Origin of the sequence: Nocardioides sp. SR21 (assembly GCF_022761125.1) — a bacterium.
Lineage (GTDB): Bacteria > Actinomycetota > Actinomycetes > Propionibacteriales > Nocardioidaceae > Nocardioides.
On the sequence record NZ_JAKWJR010000003.1, the window covers coordinates 317,451 to 341,231 of the forward strand.

Here is a 23,781-nt window from a genome sequence, read left to right on the forward strand (position 1 = left end):
GAGAGGGAACACGAACATGGCAGGACGCATCCAGGACCGGGTCGCGGTCATCACCGGCGGCTGCTCGGGCATCGGCCTGGCGACCGTGCGGCGCTTCGTCGCCGAGGGCGCGAAGGTCGTCATCGGCGACATCGACGACGCCCGCGGCGCCGAGCTGGTCGAGGAGCTCGGGGGCGCCGGTGTCGCGACCTACGTCCACGTCGACGTGACGTCGAAGGACGAGGTCGACGCGCTGTTCAAGACCGCCAAGGACACCTACGGATCGGTCGACATCGCGTTCAACAACGCCGGCATCAGCCCGCCGGAGGACGACTCGATCCTCGACACCGACCTGGATGCGTGGCGCAAGGTACAGGAGGTCAACCTGACCTCGGTCTACCTGTGCTGCAAGGCCGCGCTGCCCTACATGATCGAGCAGGGCAGGGGCTCGATCATCAACACCGCGTCGTTCGTCGCGGTGATGGGTGCGGCGACGTCGCAGATCTCGTACTCCGCCTCCAAGGGAGGCGTCCTGTCGATGACCCGTGAGCTGGGCGTGCAGTTCGCCCGCGAAGGCGTGCGCGTGAACGCACTGTGCCCCGGCCCCGTGAACACCCCGCTGCTGCAAGAGCTGTTCGCCAAGGACGCGGAGCGCGCCGCGCGCCGCCTCGTGCACATCCCGATGGGTCGCTTCGGTGAGCCCGAGGAGATGGCGTCCGCGGTGCTGTTCCTCGCCTCCGACGACTCGTCGTTCATGACCGCCAACACGTTCCTCGTGGACGGCGGCATCTCCGGGGCCTACGTCACGCCGCTGTGAGCACGCCACTCATCGGACTGACCACCTACCGCGAGGAAGCGGCCTGGGGGGTCTGGAAGCAGCGCGCCGACGTGCTGCCGGCGCAGTACGCCGCCGCGGTCGAGGCGTCGGGCGGCGTACCGGTCCTGCTGCCGCCGTCCGACCCGGCTGGTGCGGCAGCAGTCGCCGCCCGGCTGGACGGGCTGGTGATCAGCGGCGGCGCGGACGTCGACCCCGGGCGGTACGGCGAGGACGCGCACCCACGGACCGCGAGCTGGCGACCGGACCGCGACGCCTGGGAGACCGCGCTGCTGGACGCCGCCGATGCGGTCGGCCTCCCGGTGCTCGGAGTCTGCCGCGGCATGCAGGTCATGGCGGTCCGGGCCGGCGGAGCGCTCGACCAGCACGTGCCCGACCTGGTCGACCACGAGGAGCACTCCCCCGGCGCCGACGCGTTCGGCGAGATCGCGGTGTCCACCGTGGCCGGCACCCGGTTGGCCGGCCTGGTCGGCCGGCAGCTCTCGGTGAACTGCCACCACCACCAGTCGGTGCGGACACACCCCGGCTTCGACGCCGTCGCGCACGCCGCGGATGGCACGCTGGAGGCCATGGAGGCACCAGGGGAACGGTTCTGCGTCGGCGTGCAGTGGCACCCGGAGACGGCGGCCGATGTCGGTCTGCTCGCCGGTCTCGTCGCGGCAGCCGCGTCGTACGCCGAAGCGCGATGACGCTGATCTCGGCCCATCGCTGCCTGACGGCGGCCGACATCGGGTCCGCGATCGCGCTCGGTGCCGACTACGTGGAGTTCGACGTGCAGCGCTGCGCCGACGGCTCCCTGGTGCTGCTGCACGACCCCGCCGAGGTCGCGCCACCCGGCACGTTGGGGTACGCCGAGGCACTCGACCTGATCGCGGGTCGGGTCCGGCTCCACCTGGACCTCAAGGTCGAGGACGACGAGGTGGAGGTGGTGGCGCAGGCCGTCGAGCGCCTCGGCGCCGACCAGCTGCTCGTGACGACCCTGAGCGACCGGGGCGTCCGGACCGTCCGCGACTGGGCCGATACCGAGGGCCATGACCTCCTGGTCGGGCTCTCCCTCGGCCGTGGCGTCCACGACATCCCGGTCCTGCACGCGATCCGGGTCCGGCTGTCCGAGCTGTTCCCGCATGCGCGCTACCGGTTCGCCCGCGCGAACATCGTCGTCTCGCACCACTGGCTGGCCCGCCTCGGGCTGCGGCGCTTCGCGCGGCGGCACCGCCTGCCCCTGCTCGTCTGGACGGTCGACACGCCCAAGGCGCTGGCGTACTGGATGCGGCCCGGTCGCGCGTGGCTGGTGACCACGAACGTGCCGGAGACCGCCCTCGGACTGCGTCGGCCTGACAGACTTTCCCCATGAGGACCGGTGCCTTCGACGAGCTCGTCCCCGACGTCCTGGGTGAGCCCTACCTGGCCGAGACGATCTCGCTGCCTCCCGACGAGGAGGGCGCGGTCGTCGCGACGCTCGTCGTCCGCCGCGCCGAGCAGCCGACGAGCAGGGCCGTGCTGCACGTGCACGGCTTCTGCGACTACTTCTTCCAGACGGCGTACGCCGAGTGGTGGAACGAGCGGGGCTACGACTTCTACGCGGTCGACCTGCGCAAGTACGGCCGCTCGCTGCGGCCCCACCAGACGCCCAACTACGTCACCGACCTGCGCCAGCACTTCCCCGACCTGGACGCCGCGTTCCATCGCGTCGCCGAGCGGGACGGCCACGACCACGTCGTGATCAGCGCCCACTCCACCGGCGGGCTGATCTCCTCGCTCTGGGCCAACGAGCGCAAGCCGAAGATCGCCGGGATGGCGCTGAACTCCCCCTGGCTGGACATGCAGGGCGGCCGCCTGGTCCAGGGCCTCGGCACCTCGGTGATCAAGCAGGTCGGCGCACGTCAGCCGACCCGCCAGATCCCCCGGGTCGTCGACGGGGTGTACGGCCGCAGCCTCCACGTCGACCACGACGGCGAGTGGATGTTCAACACCGAGTGGAAGCCGCTCGACTCGTTCCCGGTCACGTTCGGCTGGCTGCGCGCGATCCGGCTCGGCCACGACGAGCTGCACCGCGGCCTCGAGGTCGGGTGCCCGACGCTCGTGCTCTCCTCGACCGGCACCCGGTGGCCTAAGGCGATGGCCGAGGACGCGCACGACTTCGACATCGTGCTCGAGGTCCCGCAGATCCGGCAGTGGGCCACCGCACTCGGCAGCCACGTCACCTACGTCGCCATCGAGGGCGCCCGGCACGACGTCGTGCTCTCTCGCGAGGGCCCGCGCACGAAGGCGTACGCCGAGCTCGGCCGCTGGCTCACGACGTACGTCGACTGACTGACGCGCCTACTAGGCTCACCACCATGCGGACCAGCGTGTACGTCGCCTCCGTGGAGGGCTCGGCCGGCAAGTCCGCCCTCGCGCTCGGCGCGCTCGACGCCCTGTCGCGGCGCGTGGAGCGGGTCGAGGTGTTCCGCCCGATCGTGCGCAGCGACCGCCAGACCGCCCGCGGTGAGCGCGACTTCGTGCTCGACCTGCTCATCGCCCACGAGGCGACCTCGCTCCCCTACGACGAGTGCACCGGAGTCACGTACGACGACGTGCACGCCGACCCGGTCGCGGCGCTGGACACGATCGTCGAGCGCTACCACCGGGTCGCGGACCGCGCCGACGCCGTGGTCATCGTCGGCTCCGACTACACCGACGTCGGCACCCCCACCGAGGCCGCCTACAACGCGCGGATCGCCGCCAACCTGAGCGCGCCGGTGCTGCTGGTGCTCAACAGTGCCGGGCGCACACCCACGGAGATCGCGACCCTCGCGGACCTGGCCGCAGGCACGATCGCGGAGAACCACGCGACGCTCTTCGCCGTGGCCGCCAACCGGGTCACCCACCCCGACCTCGACGCCGTCGTCGCAGCGCTGTCGCGTCCGGGGGTGCCGGCGTACGCCCTGCCGGAGGTGCCGCTGCTGTCCGCACCGACGCTGGCCGACATGGTGCCGGCGGTCGACGGCCGGCTGGTCTCCGGCGACCCGGCGCTCCTCGACCGCGAGGCGATGGGCGTCGTGGTCGCCGGCATGACGATGCCGAACGTGCTGGACCGGCTGTTCGAGGGCGCCGCCGTGGTGACCGCCGGCGACCGGCCGGAGGTGGTGCTCGGCGTCCTGATGGCCCACCACTCCGCCAGCTTCCCGCAGGTGACCGGGATCATCCTCAACGGCGGGATCGAGCTGCCGCCCCAGGTGACGAGGCTGCTCGAGGGCACCGGGACGACGCTGCCGATCATCGCCACGGATCTCGGCACCCACCAGACCTCGTCGGCGCTCACCGCTGTCCGAGGACGGCTCACGTCGGGCTCGCCGCGCAAGATCACCGCCGCGCTCGCGCTGTTCGCCGAGCACGTCGGCGGCGACGCGCTGCTCGACCTCCTCGACGTCGCGCACACGACGGCGGTGACGCCGCTGATGTTCGAGCACCAGCTGGTCCACGCGGCCGCGTCGGACCGCCAGCACATCGTGCTCCCCGAGGGCGACGACGACCGCGTGCTCAGGGCCGCCGACATCCTGCTGCGCCGCGGCGTCGCGGACCTGACGCTTCTCGGCGACCCGATCCGCATCAACGCCCGGGCTGCGGGGCTCGGCGTCGACGTGTCCGGGGCGAGCCTCGTGAACCCCGACGACAGCGAGCTCACCGAGCGCTTCGCCGAGGAGTACTACCAGCGCCGCAAGCACAAGGGCACCGAGCGCGGCTTCGCCCACGACGTGGTGCGCGACGTGTCGTACTTCGGCACCCTGATGGTGGAGCTCGGCATCGCCGACGGCATGGTCTCCGGCGCCGCCCACACGACCGCGCACACGATCCGCCCGTCGCTGGAGGTCGTGAAGACCGTGCCGGGCGTCTCCGTGGTCTCGTCGGTGTTCTTCATGTGCCTGCAGCACCAGGTGCTCGTCTACGGCGACTGCGCGGTCAACCCGGACCCGACCGCCGAGCAGCTCGCGGACATCGCGATCTCCTCGGCCGAGACCGCGGCCGCGTTCGGTGTCGAGCCGCGGGTCGCGATGCTGTCGTACTCCACCGGCACCTCGGGTGCCGGCAGCGACGTCGAGAAGGTCTCGGCGGCGACCGCGCTGGTGCGGTCCCGGGCGCCGCACCTGATGGTCGAGGGCCCGATCCAGTACGACGCGGCGATCGACCCCGCCGTCGCCCGCACGAAGCTGCCGGACTCACCGGTGGCCGGGCGCGCGACGGTCTTCGTCTTCCCGGACCTGAACACCGGCAACAACACCTACAAGGCCGTGCAGCGCTCGGCCGGCGCGGTCGCGATCGGGCCCGTCCTGCAGGGCCTGCGGAAGCCGGTGAACGACCTCTCCCGCGGCGCGACGGTCCGCGACATCGTCAACACGGTCGCGATCACCGCGATCCAGGCCCAGCAGCTGAAGGAGCGCGCTTCGTGAGCAACCTGGTCCTGGTCGTCAACGCCGGCTCGTCGTCGCTGAAGTACAGCCTGGTCGACGGCGAGACCGGCGAGACGCAGGCGGTCGGCGTCGCCGAGCGCGTCGGCGGTGACGACGGGATCCTCACCCACACCGGACCCGACGGCGAGAAGCACCGCAGTGAGCTCGCGCTTCCCTCCCACGAGGCGGCGCTCGAGGCGGCACTGCAGGCGTTCGACGAGCACGGGCCCACGCTCGACGCCAGCGCCCTGGCGGCGGTCGGTCACCGCGTGGTGCACGGCGGCGAGCGGTTCTCGGCCCCGGCGCTGGTCGACGACGACCTGGTCAGCGCCGTGGAGGAGCTGGTGCCGCTGGCCCCCCTCCACAACCCGGCCAACCTCGAGGGACTCTCGGTCGCCCGCAAGCTCTTCCCGGACGTGCCCCAGGTCGCGGTGTTCGACACTGCGTTCCACCAGACGATGCCGGAGGCGGCGTACACCTACGCGGTGCCGCTGGCGTGGCGCGACGAGCACGGCATCCGGCGCTACGGCTTCCACGGGACGTCCCACAAGTTCGTCGCCGGTGAGACCGCGCGGTTGCTGGGGCGGCCGCCCGAGGACGTGAACGTGATCGTGCTGCACCTCGGCAACGGCGCGTCCGCGTCGGCGGTCGCCGGTGGCCGCTCGATCGACACGTCGATGGGCATGACCCCGCTCGAGGGCCTGGTGATGGGCACCCGCTCCGGGGACCTCGACCCGGCGCTCCACGCCCACCTGCACCGGCAGCTGGGCTGGTCCCTGGAGGAGATCGACGCCGCGCTCAACCGCGAGTCCGGCATCAAGGGGCTGGTCGGCCACAGCGACTTCCGCGAGCTCGCGCAGATGCTCGCCGACGGCGACGAGCGAGCCAGGATGACGTTCGACGTCTACTGCTACCGGCTGCGCAAGTACGTCGGCGCCTACTACGCCGCGCTGGGCACCGTCGATGCCATCGCGTTCACCGCCGGCATCGGCGAGCGCGCCGCCGACGTGCGCGAGCGGACGCTGGAGGGCCTGGAGCGGCTCGGCATCCGCATCGACGCCGAGGCCAACCTCTCCGCGACCGACGGCGCTTCCCGGATCTCCACCGACGACAGCGAGGTCGCGGTGTTCGTCGTCCCCACCAACGAGGAGTGGCAGATCGCCCGCGAGGCCCTCGAGGTCGTCAGAAGGTAGGACCGTCGAAGCGCTCGCGGGTCACGAACTCCTCGACCGGGCTGCGGCGCAGCCTGGTGATCTCCTTGGCCGGCCTGCCGAGCGGCACGACCGCGGCGACGGCGTACGTCTCGGGGATCCCCAGCAGCTCCTTGACCGCCGGCTCCTCCGCGACCGCCATCGTCGTGATGGTGCCCCCGAAGCCTTCGTTGCGCGCGGCGAGCAGCACGTTCCACACCAGGGGGTAGACCGACGCGCCGCTGATCAGGCCGATCCGGTCGAGGTCCTGGTCCATCGCCGCCACGACCGCGAGGTCGACGCAGACGACGAGAACCGCGCCGGCGGTCAGCACCGGGCTGGTGAACCGGTCCGAGACCTCGGTCGCGGCGATCTCCTCGGGCGTCGGGATCGGCGCCTCGAGCGGGTTGTACGGGCTCTGGCCGGCGTTGATCTGCGCGACGTACCGGCGGGCTGCCGTGAGGTTCAGCGCCGCCAGCTGTGCGCGGGTCTCCTGGTCGCGCACGACGATCACGTGGGCGCCCTGGCGGTTGCCGCCGCTCGGGGCGAACCGCGCGTTGTCGAGGATCCGGTGGAGCGTCTCGTCCGGCAGCGGGTCGCCGGTGAACTCGCGGACCGCGGGAGTCGTGCGCATGACGTCGTACAGGTCCATGGTTCGCACGCTAGCGTGCAGCCCATGAACCCTGTCCTCGGACTGTCCATCGGCCGGATCGCCGTCGGCGCACTCGCGCTCGCGAGGCCGGACGTCGCGTCAAAGACGTTCCAGCTCGACGCGGTCTCGAACCCGCAGGTGCCGTACGTCGTCCGGCTGTTCGGCGCCCGTGAGGTCGCGCTCGGCCTGATCACGATCTTCGCCGGCGGCAAGACCCGGCGCGGCGTGATCGCCGTCGGGGTGGCGGTCGACGCCGCGGACGCCGCGACCGCCTACCTCGCGCTCAAGGACGGCACGGTCTCCAAGAAGACGGCCTACACGCTCATCGGGCCCGCCGCCGGTGCGGTCGGCTCCGGGCTGCTGGCCCTGGCCAAGCGCTCGAAGTAGCCCGTCCCCGGCCGTCTCTCCCGTCTCGACGGAGAACGGTCTGCCGCAGACACGTCACGGTCGGTGGTTCACTGGGCCCACTCAGGTGCCGGCAATGCGGAGGAATGCACAGGATGGTCTACGTATACGGGTTCGCCAGCGGCAGCAAGGACCAGCGCGACCTGCTGGGCGGCAAGGGGGCGAACCTCGCCGAGATGACCAACCTCGGCCTGCCGGTGCCGCCCGGGTTCACCATCACCACCGAGGCCTGCCGTGCCTACCTCGACAGTGGCGGCGACCCGGAGGGCCTGGCCGAGGAGATCACCGATCACCTCGCCGCGCTCGAGGAGACCATGGGCCGACGGCTCGGGCAGGTCGACGACCCGCTGCTGGTGAGCGTGCGGTCCGGTGCGAAGTTCTCGATGCCCGGAATGATGGAGACGGTCCTCAACATCGGGTTGAACGACGAGTCGGTCGTCGGCCTCGCCCGGCAGAGCGAGGACGAGCGGTTCGCGCAGGACTCCTACCGCCGGCTGCTGCAGATGTTCGGCGCAACCGTCCTCGACATCGACCCGGAGCACTTCTCCGAGGCGCTCGACGCCGCCAAGAAGGCACGCGGCACCGAGGACGACCTCGGCCTCGACGCCGACGACCTGCGCTCGCTGGTCGAGACGTTCAAGGGCATCGTGCGCGAGCACGCCGGCCGCGAGTTCCCGCAGGACCCGCGCGAGCAGCTCGACCTCGCGATGCGCGCCGTCTTCGAGTCCTGGAACGGCGACCGGGCACGCTTGTACCGCCGCCAGGAGCGGATCCCGGACGACCTCGGCACCGCCGTGAACGTGCAGGCGATGGTGTTCGGCAACTTCGGCATGAGCTCCGGGTCCGGGGTCGCCTTCACGCGCGACCCGGCCAGCGGCGCGCAGGGCGAGTACGGCGACTACCTGCAGAACGCCCAGGGTGAGGACGTCGTCGCCGGCATCCGCAACACCGTCAGCCTGGCCGAGTTCGCCGAGGTCGACCGCACCTCCCACGACGAGCTGCTGGCGATCATGTCGCGCCTGGAGCGGCACTACCGCGACATGTGCGACATCGAGTTCACCGTCGAGCGCGGCAAGCTCTGGATGCTGCAGACCCGCGTCGGCAAGCGGACGCCCGAGGCGGCGTTCCGGATCGCGGTCCACATGGTCGACGAGGGCCTGATCCAGATGGACGAGGCGGTCACCCGGGTCACGGGCGAGCAGCTCGCGCAGCTGATGTTCCCCCGGTTCGACGAGTCCGCCGACCGCACCCTGCTCGCCACGGGCATGAACGCCTCCCCCGGCGCCGCGGTCGGCAAGGCCGTCTTCGACTCCGACACCGCCGTGGAGTACGCCGAGCGCGGCGAGGACGTGATCCTGGTCCGCAAGGAGACCAACCCCGACGACCTGCGCGGCATGGTCGCCGCCCGCGGCATCCTCACCAGCCGCGGCGGCAAGACCTCGCACGCTGCGGTCGTGGCGCGCGGCATGGGCCGCACCTGCGTGTGCGGCGCCGACGCGCTCGACGTCGACACCAAGGCACGCGAGTTCCGCACCCGCGACGGCGTGACGGTGCGCGAGGGCGACCTGATCTCGATCGACGGCACGAACGGCGAGGTGTACGCCGGCGAGGTCCCCGTCTCGGCTGCCCTCGTCGTCCGCCACTTCGAGGGCGAGAAGGTCGACGACGACCTCGTGGCCGCGGTCTCTCGGATCATGGCGCACGCCGACGGCGCCCGGCGCCTCCGCGTGCGCACCAACGCCGACACCCCCGAGGACGCTGCTCGCGCGCGCCGGTTCGGCGCCCAGGGCATCGGCCTGTGCCGCACCGAGCACATGTTCCTCGGTGACCGGCGCGAGCTGGTCGAGCGCCTGGTCGTGGCCGAGAGCGAGGACGAGCAGGTCGCCGCGCTCGAGGCGCTGCTGCCCATGCAGCGCCAGGACTTCACCGAGATCTTCGACGCGATGGACGGCCTGCCGGTCACCATCCGCCTGATCGACCCGCCGCTGCACGAGTTCCTCCCCGACCTGACCGACCTGTCGGTCAAGGTCGCGCTGGACGAGGAGCGCGGCGAGGTCGACGAGCACGACCGCGTCCTGCTCCGGCACGTACGCCGCCTGCACGAGCAGAACCCGATGCTGGGCCTGCGCGGCGTCCGCCTCGGCATCCAGATCCCCGGCCTGTTCCAGATGCAAGCCCGCGCGATCCTCGAGGCCGCGGCCGACTGCACGGCCGCCGGGATGCGGCCGGTTCCCGAGATCATGATCCCGCTGGTCGCCAGCGTCCGGGAGCTCGAGATCGTCAAGGCCGACATCCTCGCCGTGGCGCGGGAGATCGAGGAGAGCCGCGGCGTCACGCTGACCTACTCCGTCGGCACCATGATCGAGCTGCCGCGCGCGGCCTTCCTGGCGAACCGGATCGCCGTCGAGGCGGAGTTCTTCTCCTTCGGCACCAACGACCTGACCCAGATGGCGTGGGGCTTCTCGCGCGACGACGTGGAGGCGTCGTTCTTCTCGCGGTACTTCGAGCACGCGATCTTCGACGTCTCCCCCTTCGAGTCGCTCGACCAGCTCGGCGTCGGCGGCATGGTCGAGATGGGCACGAAGAAGGGCCGCAAGACCCGCCCCGACCTCAAGGTCGGCGTCTGCGGCGAGCACGGCGGCGACCCGCGCTCGATCCACTTCTTCGACCGGGTCGGGCTCGACTACGTCTCCTGCTCGCCGTTCCGGGTCCCCGTGGCCCGCCTCGAGGCCGGGCGGGCGGTGCTGCTCGCGCGGAAGAGCGGCTGACCGAGCCGACCCGTCAGCTGAGCAGGAACACCGTCAGCGCGACGACGCCGACGAGCACGATCACCACGCGCAGCGCAGCGCTGGGGAGCCGGCGGCCGACGGTGGCGCCGATCTGGCCGCCGATCACCGAGCCGACACCGATCAGCAGCACGATCCACCAGTCGACGTCGGCGACCACGATGAAGATCAGGCCGGCGACCGCGTTGACGACGGCGGCGAGCACGTTCTTGACGGCGTTCAGCCGCTGCAGGTTCTCGTCGACCCCGGTGCCGAGCACCGCCATCAGCAGGACGCCCTGGGCGGCACCGAAGTAGCCGCCGTACACGCCGGTCAGCGCGACGCCGGGCCACACCCACCAGGTGCCGTGGTACGGCATGCCTCCGGTCGCGTCGTGGCGCCGGGAGACCCAGGCGGAGATCCGCGGCTGGAGCACGACGAGCACGAGGCCGAGCACGATCAGCGCCGGCACGATCGCGGTGAAGGCGTCGTCAGGCAGGACCAGCAGGAGCACGGCGCCCGCCGTACCGCCGATCAGCGAGGCGACGCACAGCCGCAGCACCCTGGAGCGCTGGCCGACCAGCTCGCGTCGGTAGCCGATCGCCCCGGAGACGGAGCCCGGGACCAGGCCGACGGTGTTGGACACGTTGGCGGTCACGGGCGGTACGCCGAACGCGAGGAGGGTCGGGAACGTGATCAGCGTTCCCGACCCCACCACGGTGTTGATGGTGCCGGCCGCGACCCCGGCGAGCAGGATCGCGACGACCTCGAAGACACTCACTGAGCGGGAGGCACCTCACCTGGGTCGACGGCCGGGTCGGTGGCGGTCGGCGGTGTGCTCCTGCCCGGGATCGCCGCGCTCGCGGCCTCGGCGATCGCGGCCTCGACAGCCGCGTTCGTCCTGCGCAGCTCGGCGTCCGCCAGGGGCTCCTGCGGCTCCGACGGGCCCATGTCGACCCGCTTGAGCGGCCCGTCGACCTGCTGCGGGATGCCCTGCAGGCTGTTCATCGTCGAGCCGAGGCCCTCGAGTGCCTTGCCGATCTCGCTGGGGACGATCCAGACCTTGTTCGCGTCGCCCTCGGCGATCTTCGGCATCATCTGGAGGTACTGGTAGGCCAGCAGCGACTGGTCCGGCTGGCCGTCATGGATGGCCTGGAAGACCGTCTGGATCGCCTGGCCCTCACCCTGCGCCCGCAGGATCGCGGCCTCGCGCTCGGCCTGGGCCCGCAGGATGGCGGCCTCGCGGTCACCCTCGGCGTTCAGGATCGAGGACTGCTTGTTGCCCTCCGCGGTGAGGATCGCCGACTGGCGCTGGCCCTCGGCGGTCAGGATGAGCGCCCGCTTGTCGCGGTCGGCGCGCATCTGCTTCTCCATCGCGTCCTTGATCGACGGCGGCGGGTCGATGCCCTTGATCTCGACGCGGTTGACGCGGATGCCCCACTTGCCGGTGGCCTCGTCGAGCACGCCACGCAGGCCGTTGTTGATCTCCTCGCGGCTCGTCAGCGTCTGCTCGAGGTCCATGCCACCGACGATGTTGCGCAGCGTGGTCATCGTGAGCTGCTCGACGGCCTGGATGTAGTTCGAGATCTCGTAGGTCGCCGCGATCGGGTCGGTCACCTGGAAGTAGATGACGGTGTCGATCGACACGGTCAGGTTGTCCTCGGTGATCACCGGCTGCGGCGGGAAGCTCACGACCTGCTCGCGCAGGTCGATGAGGTAGCGCACCTTGTCGACGAACGGCACGACGATGTTGAGGCCGGCCGGCAGCGTCTTGAGGTACTTGCCGAAGCGCTCGACCACGCCGGCGCGGGCCTGCGGGATGATGCGCACGGTCTTCGCCAGCAGCACCACCACGAACAACAGCAGCAGGACCGCCAGGATCAACAGCACCAGGGGCACAGGACTCTCCTAATTCTCGCCGAGCTCGGGCAGAGGATGGACGTACGCCGTGGCACCGCGGATCTCGAAGACCTCGACGGTCGCGCCGACCTCGATCGTCACGTGCTCGTCGTACGGCGCTGCCGACCAGGTCTCCCCCGCCAGCTTGATCTGACCGACGTCGAGGCCCGTGATCCGCTTCGTGACGGTGGCCCGCTGGCCGAGCAGCTTGCCGGTGCCGAGCACCAGGTCCGGGCCCTGGTGCAGTCGGGCGACCAGCGACGGGCGGACCAGCCACAGCATCGCGACCGAGGTGACGCCGGCGATGATCACCTGGAGCGGTACGCCCGCGCCGAGGGCCGCGCTCACGGCGCCCGCGAGCGCGCCGACGGCGAGCATCGCGAGGACCAGGTCCAGGCTCATCAGCTCGGCCATGCCGAGCAGGACGGCCAGACCGGTCCACACCGCCCAGGCGTGCTCACTCAGCCAGTCCATGACCCGACCCTAACGGGAGCGTGTTCGTCGACGAGCACTCCACCGGCCGTCCTCGTAGACGAGCCGCAGCGGCATCGCGAACGTCGCGGAGAGGTTGGTCTCGGTGATGACCTCGTGGATCGGGCCGGCGGCCATCACAGCGCCCTTGCGGAGCAGCAGCGCATGCGTGAAGCCCGGGGGGATCTCCTCGACGTGGTGGGAGACCAGGACGGTCGCGGGCGAGGCCGGGTCCTGGGCCAGCACCGCCATCGTGGACACCAGGTCCTCGCGGCCACCGAGGTCGAGACCCGCGGCGGGCTCGTCGAGCAGCAGCAGCTCCGGGTCGGCCATCAGCGCCCGGGCGATCTGGACCCGCTTGCGCTCGCCCTCGCTGAGCGTGCCGAACGTCCGGTCGGTCAGGTGGAGCGCCCCGACCTCGGTCAGCAGCTGCGAGGCCCGCTCGTGGTCGAGGTCGTCGTACGCCTCACGCCAGCGCCCGACCACCCCGTAGGACGCCGACACCACCACGTCGTGCACGCGTTCGCTGCGCGGGATCCGCTCGGCCAGGGCAGCGCTGGTGACACCGATGCGCGGGCGGAGGTCGAAGACGTCGACCGTGCCGAGCACCTCGTCGAGGATGCCCGCGACCCCGGATGTGGGGTGGATCTGCGCGGACGCGACCTGCAGCAGCGTGGTCTTCCCGGCACCGTTCGGCCCGAGGATCACCCAGCGGTCGTCGGGGCCGACCCGCCAGCTCACCCGGTCCAGCAGCGTGGCCTGACCGCGCCGGATGGTCACCTCGGCGAAGTCGATCACGGCGGTCATGCCGGTCACCCTATCGAGACGGTGTTCGTCCATCGCGGCGTATCCTCACGGGCCGTGACCACCCTGCTGCCCGACACCGCCCGCCTGGCCTGGTGGGGCACGTCGTGGCTGCGCGGTCAGGTGGTCACCGACCTCCTCATCGACGCGGTCCTGGGCGACGACGCGACCCACGTCGTGGCCGGGCTGCCGGGCGCCGAGGGTACGGAGACGCTCGTCGCCGGGCTCGCTCGCCTGCGCGCGCTGGGCGCGACCGAGGTCGGCGCGGCGTTCCCCGTCGAGGGTGACGCGCTCGGGCTGGGCGGACCGCGCGCGTTCAACGCGGAGGCGATCGAGGAGGGCGAGGCGGTCGTGGTCTCCGGCACCGGCCTCGGCCTGGTGCCGCAGCGCACCGGCGCCGCGGTCGCGTGGCGAGCGATGCCCGCCGAGCGCCGCCAGCTCCCGGACGTCGGCGACGCCGATCGCGAGCTCCGGGCCGCACTCCTGGCGACCGCGAACGAGCTGGCCCGTCTCGACGTCGCGAAGTGGCGACCCGAGGTCGCCGACCGGCTGATGAACCTGCGGCACCGCGAGCCGATCGACGCGCCGCCGGGCGTGCCCGGCCGGTGCGTCGACCTGGCCGGCCGCGGGCTCCAGGCCACCGAGATCGTGGCGCTCGCGCTGGAGGACGACGGCGGCGCGCTGTCGTCGTACGAGATCGAGCAGCGCCGCTCCGCGCTGACGCCCCTGGACCGCGCGGGACGGCGGGCACTCACCGCGGCGTGCTCGCCCGAGGTGTGGCCGCCGGCCTAGGACTGCTGATTCAGGACACTAGTGTCCTGAATCGGAGGTCCAGACCCCGAGCTCGTTGCCGCTCGGGTCGGCGAAGTGGAATCGACGGCCGCCCGGGAAGTCGTACGGCTCCTCGACGATCTGTCCGCCCGCGGATCGCACCGCGGCCACGCTCGCCTCGAGGTCGTCCGAGAAGAGGATGACCAGCGGCCCGCCCCGGACCACCGCGCCGGAGGGGTTGAGGCCGCCGACCTCGCCGTCACCGTCGGGGGCGACGATCCCGGCGTAGTCGGGGCCGTAGTCGTTGAAGCGCCAACCGAAGGCGTCCGCGTAGAAGGCCTTCGACGCGGCCAGGTCGGTGACGTTCAGCTCGATGTAGTCGATCGCGTGATGTGTCGGGGCCATGGCTCCAGCATGGACCGGCCCACCGACAGCGCGTCGGCACCGCTAGCCTCGGGTGCTGAGATGACTGACGCGAACCTCGGGCCACGCCCGGAGACCCTGCTCATCACGCTGACCGGCACCGATCGTCCGGGCGTGACGTCCGCGGTGTTCACCGCGTTGTCCAGCGCCGGCGTCGAGGTGCTCGACATCGAGCAGATCGTGCTCCGCGGCCGGCTGATCCTCGGCGTGCTGGTCACCGCGCCGCGGAAGCTGCCGAAGATCATCGAGACGGTCCAGTCGACGGCGTCCGCGCTCGGCATGCACGTCGAGGTCGAGCAGGGCGTCGGCGACAACAAGGCCCGCGGCGCCGGACGGTCGCACGTCACCGTGATCGGCTCTCCCCTGCACGCCTCCGCGATGGCGGCGGTGGCCGGGCGGATCGCCGACGCGGGCGCGAACATCGACCGCATCGAGCGGATGGCGCGCTACCCCGTCACCGCCATCGACCTGCACGTCTCCGGCGCGTCGACCGAGGCACTGCGCACCGTGCTCGCCTCCGAGGCCGCGCGGCAGTCGATCGACATCGCCGTCCAGCCCGCCTCGCTCATGCGCCGCGGCACCCGGCTGATCGTGATGGACGTCGACTCCACGCTGATCCAGGGCGAGGTCATCGAGATGCTCGCCGCGCACGCCGGCTTCGAGCCCGAGGTCGCCGAGATCACCGAGGCCGCGATGCGCGGCGAGATCGACTTCGAGGAGTCGCTGCGCCGCCGGGTCGCGCTGCTCGAGGGGGTACCGGCCACCGCCATCGACGAGGTGTACGACGCCATCGTGCTCGCCCCGGGCGCCCGCACCATGGTGCGGACCCTGCGCCGGCTGGGCTACCGGTTCGCGATCGTCTCCGGCGGCTTCAGCCAGATCACCGACCGGCTCGCCGAGGACCTCGGCATCCACTTCGCCCGCGCCAACGAGCTCGAGATCGCCGACGGGAGGCTGACCGGCCGGATCGTCGGGCCGGTCGTCGACCGGGCCGGCAAGGCGGCAGCGCTGCGGGAGTTCGCCGCCGAGATCGGCGTACCCGTGGCGGCGGTCATCGCGATCGGCGACGGTGCGAACGACCTCGACATGCTGAACGCCGCCGGGCTTGGCATCGCCTACAACGCCAAGCCGCTGGTCCGCGACGCCGCGGACACGTCGGTGAACGTCCCCTACCTGGACGCGATCCTGTACCTGCTCGGGATCTCCCGCGAGGAGATCGAGTTCGCCGACGCCGAGGCGGGCATCGTCACGCCTCGGCCCCCTGTCTGACGGGATCCTCGAGCGCGCGCTTGAGGGTCTCGCGAGCCGCGGCGTACCGTCCGCGCGCGGTCGACGGGTTGAGCCCGAGCAGCTCCGCGGCCTCGACGATGGTGAAGCCGTCCCAGTGGATGAGCATCACCAGCTCCCGTTGCGCGTCGTGGAGGCGCAGCACGGCGTCGCGGACGGCGTGCCGATCGGCCGGGTCCGGGTCGGGCCGGGTCGTGGCGATCTCGGCCCGGAGCCGGTCGGTCAGGGACGTACGTCGCCGCAGCGAGCGGCGGTGGTTCGCGAGCACGTTCGCCGCGATCGTGAACAGCCACATCCGCTGCCGCGCCCGCTCGTCCGGGAGACTCGCCCGGCGGCGCCAGGCCTGGAGCATGACCTCGCCGAGCAGGTCGGCGGCGTCCTCGCGGACGGAGACCCGTCGCTCGAGGTAGCCGAGGAGGTCCGGCGACGTGCTCCGGAGCGCTTCGCGGAGCGCTGCTCGCGACTGCGGCGTCACAGCGTGCAGCCGGTCGTGCTGGTGCCGACCATGACCGCGCGGATGTCGAGTCCTTCGGTCGCGAGGTGCGTCCGGAGGTGGTCGATCACCCAGCGCGACACCGCGGTGACCTCGAGGTCGTCGCCGGTCAGCCGCGGCTGGCGCTCGGCCGGGTCGTCCTGCGCCGCCCGCACCCGGCGCTCCGCCCCCTGCCACGCGGCGATCGCCTCGTCGCGGTCGACCGCGCCGTAGTCGAAGTCGTCGAGGTAGGCACGCGCCGCGGCCAGCGTCTCCTCCCGCTCGGCGGCGGTGAACGTGCTGGAGCTCGGCTCACCTTCGCCGGGGGCGAGCTCCTCGGCCCACACCTCGATGCTGCAGGTCTGCCCGGACGAGGTCGAGAAGGACGGCCAGCCCGGCAGGATCCCGGCCGCGGAGGCCGCCGCCCCCAGCCCCAGGACGCCGGCGGTCACCCCCGCGGCGACCGCTACGCGACCGGGCCAGCGGCTGCGCGTCCCGGCGGCCTCGGCCGCGGCGACCAGGTCGTGCAGGTCGCGCTCCAGGCGCGGGGTCCGCGGCGTGACGGGCGGGGCGGACTCGTCGAGCAGCTGGTCGAGATCCATCGGTCGGCTTCCTCTCGCGTGGTGGCGCTGTCACCTCCTACATGTCCAGCACTCGCGAAAGCGTCCAGGTCAGGCGCGACCGATGTGGAACCCGACGAGGCGCGCGTCCCCCTCGCCGAGGTCGGCCCAGGAGCCGTCGTACTCGAAGACGGCGGCCGCGCTGGTCGGGTACCCCGCGAACAGCTGCGCGGCCAGCTCGCTGTCGGCGTCGCCGTCGTCGAGCACCTGCGCGAGCGAGGCCATGGTCGGGTTGTGCCCGATGACCAGCAGCCGGTCGACGTCGTCGCCGACCTCGCGGACCAGGTCGAGGGCGGCGTCGGTCCCGGCGGCGTACAGGCTCCGGTCGAAGTCCGGGTCCAGGGCCCACCCGGCGCCCTCGGCGACGCTCGCCCACGTCTCCCGCGTGCGGAGCGCGGCGGAGACCAGGACGTGCTCCGGCTCGAAGCCCGACCCGGACAGCCAGGCACCGGCAGCGTGCGCGTCCTGGTGACCGCGGTCGGCCAGCGGGCGGTCGAAGTCGGTGGGTCCGGCCTGCTCGGCCTTCGCGTGCCGCATCACGACGATCGTCCTCATGCGGCCACCTTCTCAGCAGCGGGTGCGGCTGTCATGCCCCCATGGCGTGAAGGCCGCCGTCGACGTGCACGATCTCGCCGGTCGTCGCCGGGAAGAGGTCGGACAGCAGCGCGCACACGGCCTTCGCGGTCGGCGTGTGGTCGGCGTTGTCCCACCCCAGCGGAGCGCGATCGCTCCACATCGTGTCGAGGTCCTCGAACCCCGGGATGGCCTTGGCGGCCAGCGTCTTGAGCGGGCCGGCGGAGACCAGGTTCGACCGGATGCCGTGCGGCCCCAGGTCGCGGGCGAGGTAGCGCGAGGTCGACTCGAGGGCCGCCTTCGCGACGCCCATCCAGTCGTACGCCGGCCAGGCGACGGTCGCGTCGAACGTCAGCCCGACGATGGACCCGCCCGGCTGCATCAGCGGGCGGCACGCCTCGGCCAGCGACTTGAGGGAGTACGCCGAGACCTGCACGGCCTGGGCGACGTCCGGCCACGGGCCGGTGAGGAACTTCCCGCCGAGCAGCGTCTCGGGGTTGCCGTACGCGATCGAGTGCACGACGCCGTCGAGGCCGTCGACGTGCTCACGCACCTGCGCCTCGAGCCCGGCCAGGTGGTCCTCGTCGGTGACGTCGAGCTCCAGCACCGGGGGCTCGACCGGGAGCCGCTTGGCGATCCGCCGGGTGATGCCCAGCGCCCGCCCGAAGTTGGAGATCAGGACGGTCGCGCCCTGCTCCTGCGCGACCTTCGCGGTCGCGAACCCGATGGAGGAGTCCATCGTGACCCCCGCGACGAGGATCCGCTTGCCCTCGAGGATTCCGCTCATGTCAGTGCCCCATTCCGAGTCCACCGTCGACCGGGATCACGGCCCCGGTGACGTACGCCGCGCCGGGGCCGGTCAGCCACAGCACCGTCTCCGCGATCTCGTCGACCGCGCCGTACCGCCCGAGCGGGACCTGCGCGAGGATCGCGGCCTTCTGGTCGTCGGTGAGCACCCCGGTCATGTCGGTGTCGATGAAGCCGGGTGCGACGACGTTCGCGGTGATCGAGCGGGACCCGAGCTCGCGCGCGATCGACCGGGCCATGCCCACCAGGCCCGCCTTGGAGGCGGCGTAGTTGACCTGGCCGGCCGAGCCGAGCAGGCCGACGACCGACGAGATGAAGACGATGCGGCCGCGCTTGAGCCGGAGCATCCCCTTCGAGGCCCGCTTCGCGAGCCGGAACGAACCGGTGAGGTTGGTGTCGATCACCGACGACCAGTCGTCGTCCGACATCCGCAGCAGGAGGGTGTCGGCGGTGATGCCGGCGTTCGCGACCAGCACCTCGACCGGTCCGTGCGCGGCCTCGATCTCGGCGAACGCCGCGTCGACCTGCGCGGGGTCGGTGATGTCGCAGCGGACGTCCAGCGCCCCCTCGGGCGCCCCGCCGCTGCGCGTGGTGATCGCGACCTTGTCGCCGTTGGCGATGAACGCCTCGGCCATGGCGCGGCCGATGCCGCGGTTGCCGCCGGTCACCAGGACCGACCTGGGCTCCTGTGCTTCGCTCACGTCCGCGACGCTAGCGATTACCCCTCAGTACGCCGAACTGTGCTGCCCTCGCCTGAGCCTGCGAGGCGGAGTCCCAGCGGCCAGGTCGAGTAGCCGCGTGTCCGACGTCAGGAGGACGCGACCGGCGTACCGGACCTAGTCGTCCTCGAGGCGGAAGCCGACCTTCATGCCGACCTGGAAGTGCTCCACGGTGCCGTCCTTGATCTGGCCGCGGACCTGGGTGACCTCGAACCAGTCGAGGTGGCGGAGGGTCTTGCCGGCGCGCTCGACGCCGTTGCGGATCGCAGCGTCGATGCCGTCCGGCGAGGTGCCGACGATCTCCGTGACGCGGTAGGTGCGGTTGGTCATGGTGTCTCCTGATCCGGTCTGGGTCGTCGAGCCTAGTGGTTGCCGCCGGAGGTCTGTCGTCGGTGGCCCGTGCTTCGGGTGCGTGCTTCGGGTGCGGGCATCGCCAGCCGCCGGAGCGATGCCGTCCTGGGTCGTCCGGCGAGCGACGGCCCTGCTGGGAGGTGCGTGCCCGGGATGCGGGACGCCAGGCGGCCCTCCGGTGGCAGGCACCCGCGACGTACAGTGGAGCAATGGCCCGGGACCTGCGTCGCGACCGCGACGAGGCGGTGCGGATCACCACGGCGTCCTCGAACCGCCAGGACGAGATCTGGGCGCGCCAGCGGCGCTACCTCTTCTCGATGGTCATCCGCACGGCCTGCTTCCTGGGCGCCATCGTCGCCACCGGATGGCTGCGGTGGACGCTGGTCGCGGGCGCCGTGCTGCTGCCGTACATCGCCGTCGTGATGGCCAACGCGGTCTCGTCGAAGGACGACGGGATCGACCTTCAGGAGGGCTTCAACGGCCGGATCCTGGGCCCCGGGGCCGACGATGATCGTCCGTCGGACTCCCTAGGAGATCACCCGGACGCGTGACACAATCGCCAGCGCGAGCCGGGTCTCCCCCGTTCCGGTTCGCCGAGGTGCCGGACGGCTTCCCCCGTGGCTGTCCGGCACCACGCATTTCCCGAAAGGTACGCATGACCGAGAACGAGGCCCCGGACGTCGCCGTCTGCTCGGCCAAGGGCTGCACGACTCCCGCCGCGTGGGAGCTGCTCTGGAACAACCCCAAGCTGCACACCCCGGACCGTCGCAAGGTCTGGCTGGCGTGTGACGAGCACCGGCAGTCGCTGTCGGACTTCCTGGGCTCGCGGAAGTTCCTGAAGGACGTGCAGCCGCACACCTGAGTGCGCTGAGCCCACCAGTCGCGACGCCCTGGCGCGGTCGGGATCAGCCGCCGATGGCGGACATCGGCCGGTCCGGCTGGAGGAACGTCGGGTCGTCGATGCCGTGCCCGGCGCGCTTGCCGGCCATGGCGGTCACCCAGCGCGTGGCGATCTCCTCGTCGCTCGCGCCGGCTCGCAGCGCGGCCCGCAGGTCCGACTCCTCGCGGGCGAACAGGCAGTTGCGGATCTGCCCGTCGGCGGTGAGCCGGACCCGGTCGCAGTCACCGCAGAACGGGCGGGTCACGCTCGCGATCACCCCGACGGTGGCGGGTCCGCCGTCGACCAGGAACAGCTCGGCCGGCGCGCTGCCGCGCGGCTCGATCGCGGGCGAGAGCGTGAACTCTCGCTCGAGGTGGCCGAAGATCTCGTCCGCGGTGATCATGCCGTCGCGGCTCCAGCGGTGCTGGGCGTCCAGCGGCATCTGCTCGATGAAGCGCAGCTCGTAGCCCTCGCCGATCGCCCAGCGCAGCAGCTCCGGCGCCTGGTCGTCGTTGATCCCGCGCATCAGCACGGCGTTGACCTTCACCGGCCCGAGCCCGGCCTCCTGCGCGGCGGCCAGCCCGGCGATCACGTCGGCGAGCCGGTCACGCCGGGTGATCTCCTTGAACGACTCCCGCCGGATGCTGTCGAGGCTGACGTTCACGCGGTCGAGGCCGGCCTCGGCGAGCGCGTGGGCGGTGCGGGCCAGCCCGAGCGCGTTCGTGGTCAGCGACGTCTCGACGCCCAGGGCGCTCGTGCGGCACACGATGTCGACGAGACCGCGGCGTACCAGCGGCTCCCCGCCGGTGAACCGCACCTCACGGATGCCGAGCAGCTCGACGCCGATCCGGACCAGCCGGACCACCTCGTCGTCGCTCAGGACGGTCTCGTCGGGCAGCCAGTCCAGGCCCTCGGCGGGCATGCAGTACGAGCAGCGCAGGTTGCAGCGGTCGGTCAGCGACACCCGCAGGTCGGTGGCGACCCGGCCGTAGCGGTCCTCGAGCTTCCTCGTCTGCACCCCTGCAGTCTATGGGGCGGATGGGCGCCGGATAGCCTGTGGCGTGCGTTCGTTCAGGTTCCTGCTGAGCCGCCGGTGGGTGCTCTTCGCGCTGATCGTCGGCCTGCTCTGCTACGCGGCCTGGTGGCTCGGCGAATGGCAGTTCGGCCGGTTGGACGACCGCAAGGACAGCAACGCCGTCATCCGGGCGAACGAGGACCTCGCGCCCACGCCCGTCGAGGACGTCCTGTCCCCCGGCGGGAGCGTCGACGAGGACGACGAGTGGCGCCTGGTCACGGCCACCGGGACGTACGACACCCCGAACACCGTGATCGTGCGGTACCGCACCCGTGACGGCCAGTCCGGGGTCGACGCCGTCGTCCCGCTCGTGACCGCAGGCGGCACCGTGCTCCTCGTGGACCGCGGCTGGATGCCGTCGGAGAACCAGGGCACCAGCCCGACCGACCTGCCTGCGCCGCCGGAGGGCGAGGTCACGGTGGAGGGCTGGGTCCGCGCGGACGCGACCGGCGACAGCACCGCCGTCGACGGGCACTCGACGCGTGCCATCTCCAGCACCGAGATCTCCGAGGCGATCGACCAGCCGGCGTTCGGCGGGTTCGTCCAGCTCAAGACCGAGGACGGCGAGCCCGCGGCGGACCTCGAGGCGGTCGAGCTGCCGGAGCTGAACAACGGACCGCACTTCTTCTACGGGTTGCAGTGGTGGTTCTTCGGGCTGCTCGCGATCTTCGGCTTCGGCTACCTCGCCTTCGACGAGTGGCGCACCGGTCGCCGCGCCGAGGAGGCCGCCGACGAGGAGGTCGTCTCCGAGCGGAAGCAGAAGCGGGCGGCGAAGAACGCCCGCAAGCAGAAGGTCCGAGCGGCCTACCAGGCGGCGTACCAGGCCGAGCGCGATCAGAGGGCGCGCAGCATCCCGCCGTCGACGGGCAGCATCGAGCCTGAGACGAACGACGAGGCCGGCGACAACAGGAACGCCGCCACCCGGCCGAACTCATCCGGATCGCCGTAGCGTCCCAGCGGGATCGTCCTCGCCGCCGCCTCGCGTGCGGCGTCGGCGTCCCCGGTGGAGGCGTCGAGCTCCTCGACCCGCTCCGTGCCGATCCGGCCCGGCAGCAACCCGTTGACCCGCACGCCCGCGGGGCCGAGCTCGTCGGCCATCGTCTTGGCGACCATCGCCAGGCCAGGACGGAGCCCGTTCGAGATCGTCAGGTTCGGCAGCGGGGCGCGGACGCTCGAGGACAGCACGAACGCGATCGACCCGCCGGTCGGCAGCGCGGCACCGATCTCGCGGCCGAGGCGCACCGCGCCGAGGAACACCGACTGGAACGCCGCGGTCCACTGGTCGTCGGTGGTCGACGCGACCGTGCCGGTCGGCGGCCCGCCGACGCTGATCAGCGCGCCGTCGAGCCGGCCCCAACGCGCCTGCGCGGCCGCGATCAGCCGCCGCGGCGTCTCCGGGTCGGCGTTGTCGGCGACCACCGCCTCGACGGAGTCGCCACGCGCGGTGGCGAGCGTCTCCTCGGTGCGCCCGGACAGCACCACCTTGGCGCCCTCGGCCACCAGCACGTCGGCGGTCGCGCGCCCGAGCCCCCGGGCGCCGCCGGTGACGATGTAGACGCGGTCGGTCAGGTCGAGGTCCATGACGCCAACCCTAGGCGCGGGCTACCTGCGGCGGGCCAGCTGGACGTCGATGTCCTGGACGAGCTCGACCGACTCCGGCAGGAGGGCGCGGACCCGGGCGAGCACGCTCGCGCGCGCGTCCGGCTCCAGGACCAGGTACGCGGAGACCGTGGCGAGATGCCTGACGTAGTCGTCGGCAGGCTGCTCAGCGCGTCGCGGGAGGACCGTGAGCTCCACCGCCTCGAGCTCGGGGACGTCCACCGGCTCGAGGTACGGCGCTGCCAGGTCCGCGATGGTCCCGTCGATCCCCGCCTCGATCTCCGCCTCGATCTCCGCCTCGATCTCGGCCTCGATCGCCGCGACGGCCGCGGCGAGGGCCGCGTCGGCGAGCACCGTCTGGGCGCCGAAGATCGCGACCACGCCGCCCGGCCGGAGCGCCTCGGCCACGCGGTGCCACCGCGTCGCGGGGTCGGTCCAGTGGAACGCCGCCGCCGCGAAGCAGAGGTCGACCGGACCCAGCCGGGCCAGGTCGACCTCCTCGAAGGTCGTCGGCTGGACCGTGACCGGCAGGCCCCGGGTGCCTGCCTCCAGGACCGTCCGCATGCCGGCGTCCGGCTCGATGGCCGTCACCTGGATGCCACGCTCGGCGAACAACCGCGTCGCCTTGCCCGTGCCAGCCCCGATCTCGAGCGCCCGGGTTACCGGCCCGGTCGCGTGCGCCAGGACCACGTCCGCCAGCTCGGCCGGATAGCCCGGCCGGAACCGGTGGTAGTCACGAGCGGCGGCACCGAAGCTCTGGGCGCGGCTCATGGC

At 72.0% G+C, this 23,781-nt stretch carries 28 protein-coding genes; 13 read left to right on the plus strand and 15 right to left on the minus strand.

The genetic code is table 11. The features are described 5' to 3' along the window. Positions 1-16 precede the first annotated feature (16 nt). Genes MJ604_RS07545 through MJ604_RS07570 form a run of 6 tightly spaced genes read left to right on the plus strand, consistent with a single transcriptional unit; the run spans position 17 to position 6,437 of the window. Positions 17-796: a 3-oxoacyl-ACP reductase gene (locus tag MJ604_RS07545; RefSeq protein WP_243057704.1), complete on the plus strand. Its 780-nt coding sequence runs from the start codon at positions 17-19 to the stop codon at positions 794-796. Continuing rightward, positions 793-1,503: a gamma-glutamyl-gamma-aminobutyrate hydrolase family protein gene (locus tag MJ604_RS07550; protein ID WP_243057705.1), complete on the plus strand. Its 711-nt coding sequence runs from the start codon at positions 793-795 to the stop codon at positions 1,501-1,503. The genes MJ604_RS07545 and MJ604_RS07550 overlap by 4 nt, the downstream gene beginning before the upstream one ends. Further along, positions 1,500-2,168, plus strand: coding sequence for a glycerophosphodiester phosphodiesterase (locus MJ604_RS07555; RefSeq protein WP_243057706.1), 669 nt, complete (start codon positions 1,500-1,502; stop codon positions 2,166-2,168). The genes MJ604_RS07550 and MJ604_RS07555 overlap by 4 nt, the downstream gene beginning before the upstream one ends. After that, on the plus strand, positions 2,165-3,127 hold the full coding sequence (locus tag MJ604_RS07560) for an alpha/beta hydrolase (RefSeq protein WP_243057707.1): 963 nt from the start codon (positions 2,165-2,167) through the stop codon (positions 3,125-3,127). The genes MJ604_RS07555 and MJ604_RS07560 overlap by 4 nt, the downstream gene beginning before the upstream one ends. Before the next feature lie 26 nt (positions 3,128-3,153). Then, entirely contained in the window at positions 3,154-5,244 is a 2,091-nt protein-coding gene (gene pta / locus MJ604_RS07565) for a phosphate acetyltransferase (RefSeq protein WP_243057708.1), read from the plus strand. Beyond that, positions 5,241-6,437, plus strand: coding sequence for an acetate/propionate family kinase (locus MJ604_RS07570; protein WP_243057709.1), 1,197 nt, complete (start codon positions 5,241-5,243; stop codon positions 6,435-6,437). Before pta ends, MJ604_RS07570 begins: the two co-directional genes overlap by 4 nt. Here MJ604_RS07570 and MJ604_RS07575 read toward each other — a convergent pair. Continuing rightward, positions 6,427-7,086 carry a nitroreductase family protein gene (locus tag MJ604_RS07575; RefSeq protein ID WP_243057710.1) on the minus strand — a complete coding sequence of 220 codons (660 nt, stop codon included), beginning with the start codon at positions 7,084-7,086 and terminating at the stop codon, positions 6,427-6,429. The two genes, MJ604_RS07570 and MJ604_RS07575, sit on opposite strands and share 11 nt — an antisense overlap. Before the next feature lie 24 nt (positions 7,087-7,110). Between MJ604_RS07575 and MJ604_RS07580 the strand changes: the two genes are divergently transcribed. Both MJ604_RS07580 and ppdK read left to right on the plus strand, forming a co-directional pair. After that, positions 7,111-7,473, plus strand: coding sequence for a DUF4267 domain-containing protein (locus MJ604_RS07580; protein ID WP_243057711.1), 363 nt, complete (start codon positions 7,111-7,113; stop codon positions 7,471-7,473). A gap of 113 nt (positions 7,474-7,586) precedes the next feature. Then, positions 7,587-10,259: a pyruvate, phosphate dikinase gene (ppdK, locus tag MJ604_RS07585; RefSeq protein WP_243057712.1), complete on the plus strand. Its 2,673-nt coding sequence runs from the start codon at positions 7,587-7,589 to the stop codon at positions 10,257-10,259. 13 nt (positions 10,260-10,272) lie between these two features. On the opposite strand, the gene MJ604_RS07590 is transcribed toward ppdK, so the two are convergent. The 4 genes from MJ604_RS07590 to MJ604_RS07605 are packed head-to-tail and all read right to left on the minus strand — an operon-like array spanning position 10,273 to position 13,433. Beyond that, positions 10,273-11,037 carry a sulfite exporter TauE/SafE family protein gene (locus MJ604_RS07590; protein WP_243057713.1) on the minus strand — a complete coding sequence of 255 codons (765 nt, stop codon included), beginning with the start codon at positions 11,035-11,037 and terminating at the stop codon, positions 10,273-10,275. Further along, entirely contained in the window at positions 11,034-12,155 is a 1,122-nt protein-coding gene (locus tag MJ604_RS07595; protein WP_243057714.1) for an SPFH domain-containing protein, read from the minus strand. Before MJ604_RS07595 ends, MJ604_RS07590 begins: the two co-directional genes overlap by 4 nt. A gap of 9 nt (positions 12,156-12,164) precedes the next feature. After that, a complete protein-coding gene (locus tag MJ604_RS07600; protein WP_243057715.1) occupies positions 12,165-12,629 on the minus strand; it encodes an NfeD family protein in 465 nt (154 codons plus the stop codon). Positions 12,630-12,638: 9 nt separating this feature from the next. Then, positions 12,639-13,433: an ABC transporter ATP-binding protein gene (locus MJ604_RS07605; RefSeq protein ID WP_243057716.1), complete on the minus strand. Its 795-nt coding sequence runs from the start codon at positions 13,431-13,433 to the stop codon at positions 12,639-12,641. A 54-nt stretch (positions 13,434-13,487) separates the two neighbouring features. Between MJ604_RS07605 and MJ604_RS07610 the strand changes: the two genes are divergently transcribed. Next, a complete protein-coding gene (locus MJ604_RS07610; RefSeq protein WP_243057717.1) occupies positions 13,488-14,222 on the plus strand; it encodes a hypothetical protein in 735 nt (244 codons plus the stop codon). An 18-nt stretch (positions 14,223-14,240) separates the two neighbouring features. Here the strand turns inward: MJ604_RS07610 and MJ604_RS07615 are convergent, their stop codons facing one another. Continuing rightward, positions 14,241-14,606 carry a VOC family protein gene (locus MJ604_RS07615; protein ID WP_243057718.1) on the minus strand — a complete coding sequence of 122 codons (366 nt, stop codon included), beginning with the start codon at positions 14,604-14,606 and terminating at the stop codon, positions 14,241-14,243. A gap of 60 nt (positions 14,607-14,666) precedes the next feature. On the opposite strand from MJ604_RS07615, the gene serB reads away from it, so the two are divergent. Next, positions 14,667-15,893 (plus strand): phosphoserine phosphatase SerB, encoded by a 1,227-nt coding sequence (gene serB / locus MJ604_RS07620; RefSeq protein WP_243057719.1) that lies wholly within the window; start codon positions 14,667-14,669, stop codon positions 15,891-15,893. Here serB and MJ604_RS07625 read toward each other — a convergent pair. The 6 genes from MJ604_RS07625 to MJ604_RS07650 form a co-directional block, all read right to left on the minus strand. Beyond that, on the minus strand, positions 15,871-16,386 hold the full coding sequence (locus MJ604_RS07625) for an RNA polymerase sigma factor (protein WP_243057720.1): 516 nt from the start codon (positions 16,384-16,386) through the stop codon (positions 15,871-15,873). The two genes, serB and MJ604_RS07625, sit on opposite strands and share 23 nt — an antisense overlap. Beyond that, positions 16,383-16,985, minus strand: coding sequence for a hypothetical protein (locus tag MJ604_RS07630; RefSeq protein WP_243057721.1), 603 nt, complete (start codon positions 16,983-16,985; stop codon positions 16,383-16,385). Before MJ604_RS07630 ends, MJ604_RS07625 begins: the two co-directional genes overlap by 4 nt. A gap of 69 nt (positions 16,986-17,054) precedes the next feature. After that, complete coding sequence (locus tag MJ604_RS07635; protein ID WP_243057722.1) at positions 17,055-17,558, minus strand: histidine phosphatase family protein; 504 nt, start codon at positions 17,556-17,558, stop codon at positions 17,055-17,057. A gap of 31 nt (positions 17,559-17,589) precedes the next feature. Next, a complete protein-coding gene (gene fabI / locus MJ604_RS07640) occupies positions 17,590-18,363 on the minus strand; it encodes an enoyl-ACP reductase FabI (protein WP_243057723.1) in 774 nt (257 codons plus the stop codon). Position 18,364: 1 nt separating this feature from the next. Further along, positions 18,365-19,084 carry a 3-oxoacyl-ACP reductase FabG gene (gene fabG / locus MJ604_RS07645; RefSeq protein WP_308194119.1) on the minus strand — a complete coding sequence of 240 codons (720 nt, stop codon included), beginning with the start codon at positions 19,082-19,084 and terminating at the stop codon, positions 18,365-18,367. A 135-nt stretch (positions 19,085-19,219) separates the two neighbouring features. Next, the gene (locus tag MJ604_RS07650) at positions 19,220-19,432 is read right to left on the minus strand and encodes a dodecin (RefSeq protein ID WP_243057724.1); all 213 of its coding nucleotides are present in this window, start codon (positions 19,430-19,432) and stop codon (positions 19,220-19,222) included. A 230-nt stretch (positions 19,433-19,662) separates the two neighbouring features. Between MJ604_RS07650 and MJ604_RS07655 the strand changes: the two genes are divergently transcribed. Together MJ604_RS07655 and MJ604_RS07660 are read left to right on the plus strand one after the other, a co-directional pair. Beyond that, positions 19,663-20,004 (plus strand): DUF3099 domain-containing protein, encoded by a 342-nt coding sequence (locus tag MJ604_RS07655; RefSeq protein ID WP_243057725.1) that lies wholly within the window; start codon positions 19,663-19,665, stop codon positions 20,002-20,004. A gap of 104 nt (positions 20,005-20,108) precedes the next feature. Further along, entirely contained in the window at positions 20,109-20,315 is a 207-nt protein-coding gene (locus tag MJ604_RS07660; protein WP_243057726.1) for an acetone carboxylase, read from the plus strand. A 43-nt stretch (positions 20,316-20,358) separates the two neighbouring features. Here MJ604_RS07660 and moaA read toward each other — a convergent pair whose 3' ends face one another. Continuing rightward, positions 20,359-21,351, minus strand: coding sequence for a GTP 3',8-cyclase MoaA (gene moaA / locus MJ604_RS07665; RefSeq protein WP_243057727.1), 993 nt, complete (start codon positions 21,349-21,351; stop codon positions 20,359-20,361). Positions 21,352-21,394: 43 nt separating this feature from the next. On the opposite strand from moaA, the gene MJ604_RS07670 reads away from it, so the two are divergent. Further along, a complete protein-coding gene (locus tag MJ604_RS07670; protein ID WP_243057728.1) occupies positions 21,395-22,357 on the plus strand; it encodes an SURF1 family protein in 963 nt (320 codons plus the stop codon). Here MJ604_RS07670 and MJ604_RS07675 read toward each other — a convergent pair. Together MJ604_RS07675 and MJ604_RS07680 are read right to left on the minus strand one after the other, a co-directional pair. Then, positions 22,243-22,989: an SDR family oxidoreductase gene (locus MJ604_RS07675; RefSeq protein ID WP_243057729.1), complete on the minus strand. Its 747-nt coding sequence runs from the start codon at positions 22,987-22,989 to the stop codon at positions 22,243-22,245. The genes MJ604_RS07670 and MJ604_RS07675 overlap by 115 nt on opposite strands. A gap of 21 nt (positions 22,990-23,010) precedes the next feature. Continuing rightward, on the minus strand, positions 23,011-23,778 hold the full coding sequence (locus tag MJ604_RS07680; protein ID WP_243057730.1) for a trans-aconitate 2-methyltransferase: 768 nt from the start codon (positions 23,776-23,778) through the stop codon (positions 23,011-23,013). Positions 23,779-23,781 lie beyond the last annotated feature (3 nt).

Excerpts from the sequence above, each read along its gene's own strand:
- MJ604_RS07545 (WP_243057704.1), top strand. The coding sequence starts at position 17 with ATGGCAGGACGCATCCAGGACCGGGTCGCGGTCATCACCGGCGGCTGC.
- MJ604_RS07555 (WP_243057706.1), top strand. The coding sequence starts at position 1,500 with ATGACGCTGATCTCGGCCCATCGCTGCCTGACGGCGGCCGACATCGGG.
- MJ604_RS07560 (WP_243057707.1), top strand. The coding sequence starts at position 2,165 with ATGAGGACCGGTGCCTTCGACGAGCTCGTCCCCGACGTCCTGGGTGAG.
- pta (WP_243057708.1), top strand. The coding sequence starts at position 3,154 with ATGCGGACCAGCGTGTACGTCGCCTCCGTGGAGGGCTCGGCCGGCAAG.
- MJ604_RS07575 (WP_243057710.1), bottom strand. The coding sequence starts at position 7,086 with ATGGACCTGTACGACGTCATGCGCACGACTCCCGCGGTCCGCGAGTTC.
- MJ604_RS07580 (WP_243057711.1), top strand. The coding sequence starts at position 7,111 with ATGAACCCTGTCCTCGGACTGTCCATCGGCCGGATCGCCGTCGGCGCA.
- ppdK (WP_243057712.1), top strand. The coding sequence starts at position 7,587 with ATGGTCTACGTATACGGGTTCGCCAGCGGCAGCAAGGACCAGCGCGAC.
- MJ604_RS07600 (WP_243057715.1), bottom strand. The coding sequence starts at position 12,629 with ATGGACTGGCTGAGTGAGCACGCCTGGGCGGTGTGGACCGGTCTGGCC.
- MJ604_RS07605 (WP_243057716.1), bottom strand. The coding sequence starts at position 13,433 with ATGACCGCCGTGATCGACTTCGCCGAGGTGACCATCCGGCGCGGTCAG.
- MJ604_RS07615 (WP_243057718.1), bottom strand. The coding sequence starts at position 14,606 with ATGGCCCCGACACATCACGCGATCGACTACATCGAGCTGAACGTCACC.
- serB (WP_243057719.1), top strand. The coding sequence starts at position 14,667 with ATGACTGACGCGAACCTCGGGCCACGCCCGGAGACCCTGCTCATCACG.
- MJ604_RS07630 (WP_243057721.1), bottom strand. The coding sequence starts at position 16,985 with ATGGATCTCGACCAGCTGCTCGACGAGTCCGCCCCGCCCGTCACGCCG.
- MJ604_RS07635 (WP_243057722.1), bottom strand. The coding sequence starts at position 17,558 with ATGAGGACGATCGTCGTGATGCGGCACGCGAAGGCCGAGCAGGCCGGA.
- fabI (WP_243057723.1), bottom strand. The coding sequence starts at position 18,363 with ATGAGCGGAATCCTCGAGGGCAAGCGGATCCTCGTCGCGGGGGTCACG.
- MJ604_RS07650 (WP_243057724.1), bottom strand. The coding sequence starts at position 19,432 with ATGACCAACCGCACCTACCGCGTCACGGAGATCGTCGGCACCTCGCCG.
- MJ604_RS07655 (WP_243057725.1), top strand. The coding sequence starts at position 19,663 with ATGGCCCGGGACCTGCGTCGCGACCGCGACGAGGCGGTGCGGATCACC.
- MJ604_RS07660 (WP_243057726.1), top strand. The coding sequence starts at position 20,109 with ATGACCGAGAACGAGGCCCCGGACGTCGCCGTCTGCTCGGCCAAGGGC.
- MJ604_RS07675 (WP_243057729.1), bottom strand. The coding sequence starts at position 22,989 with ATGGACCTCGACCTGACCGACCGCGTCTACATCGTCACCGGCGGCGCC.
- MJ604_RS07680 (WP_243057730.1), bottom strand. The coding sequence starts at position 23,778 with ATGAGCCGCGCCCAGAGCTTCGGTGCCGCCGCTCGTGACTACCACCGG.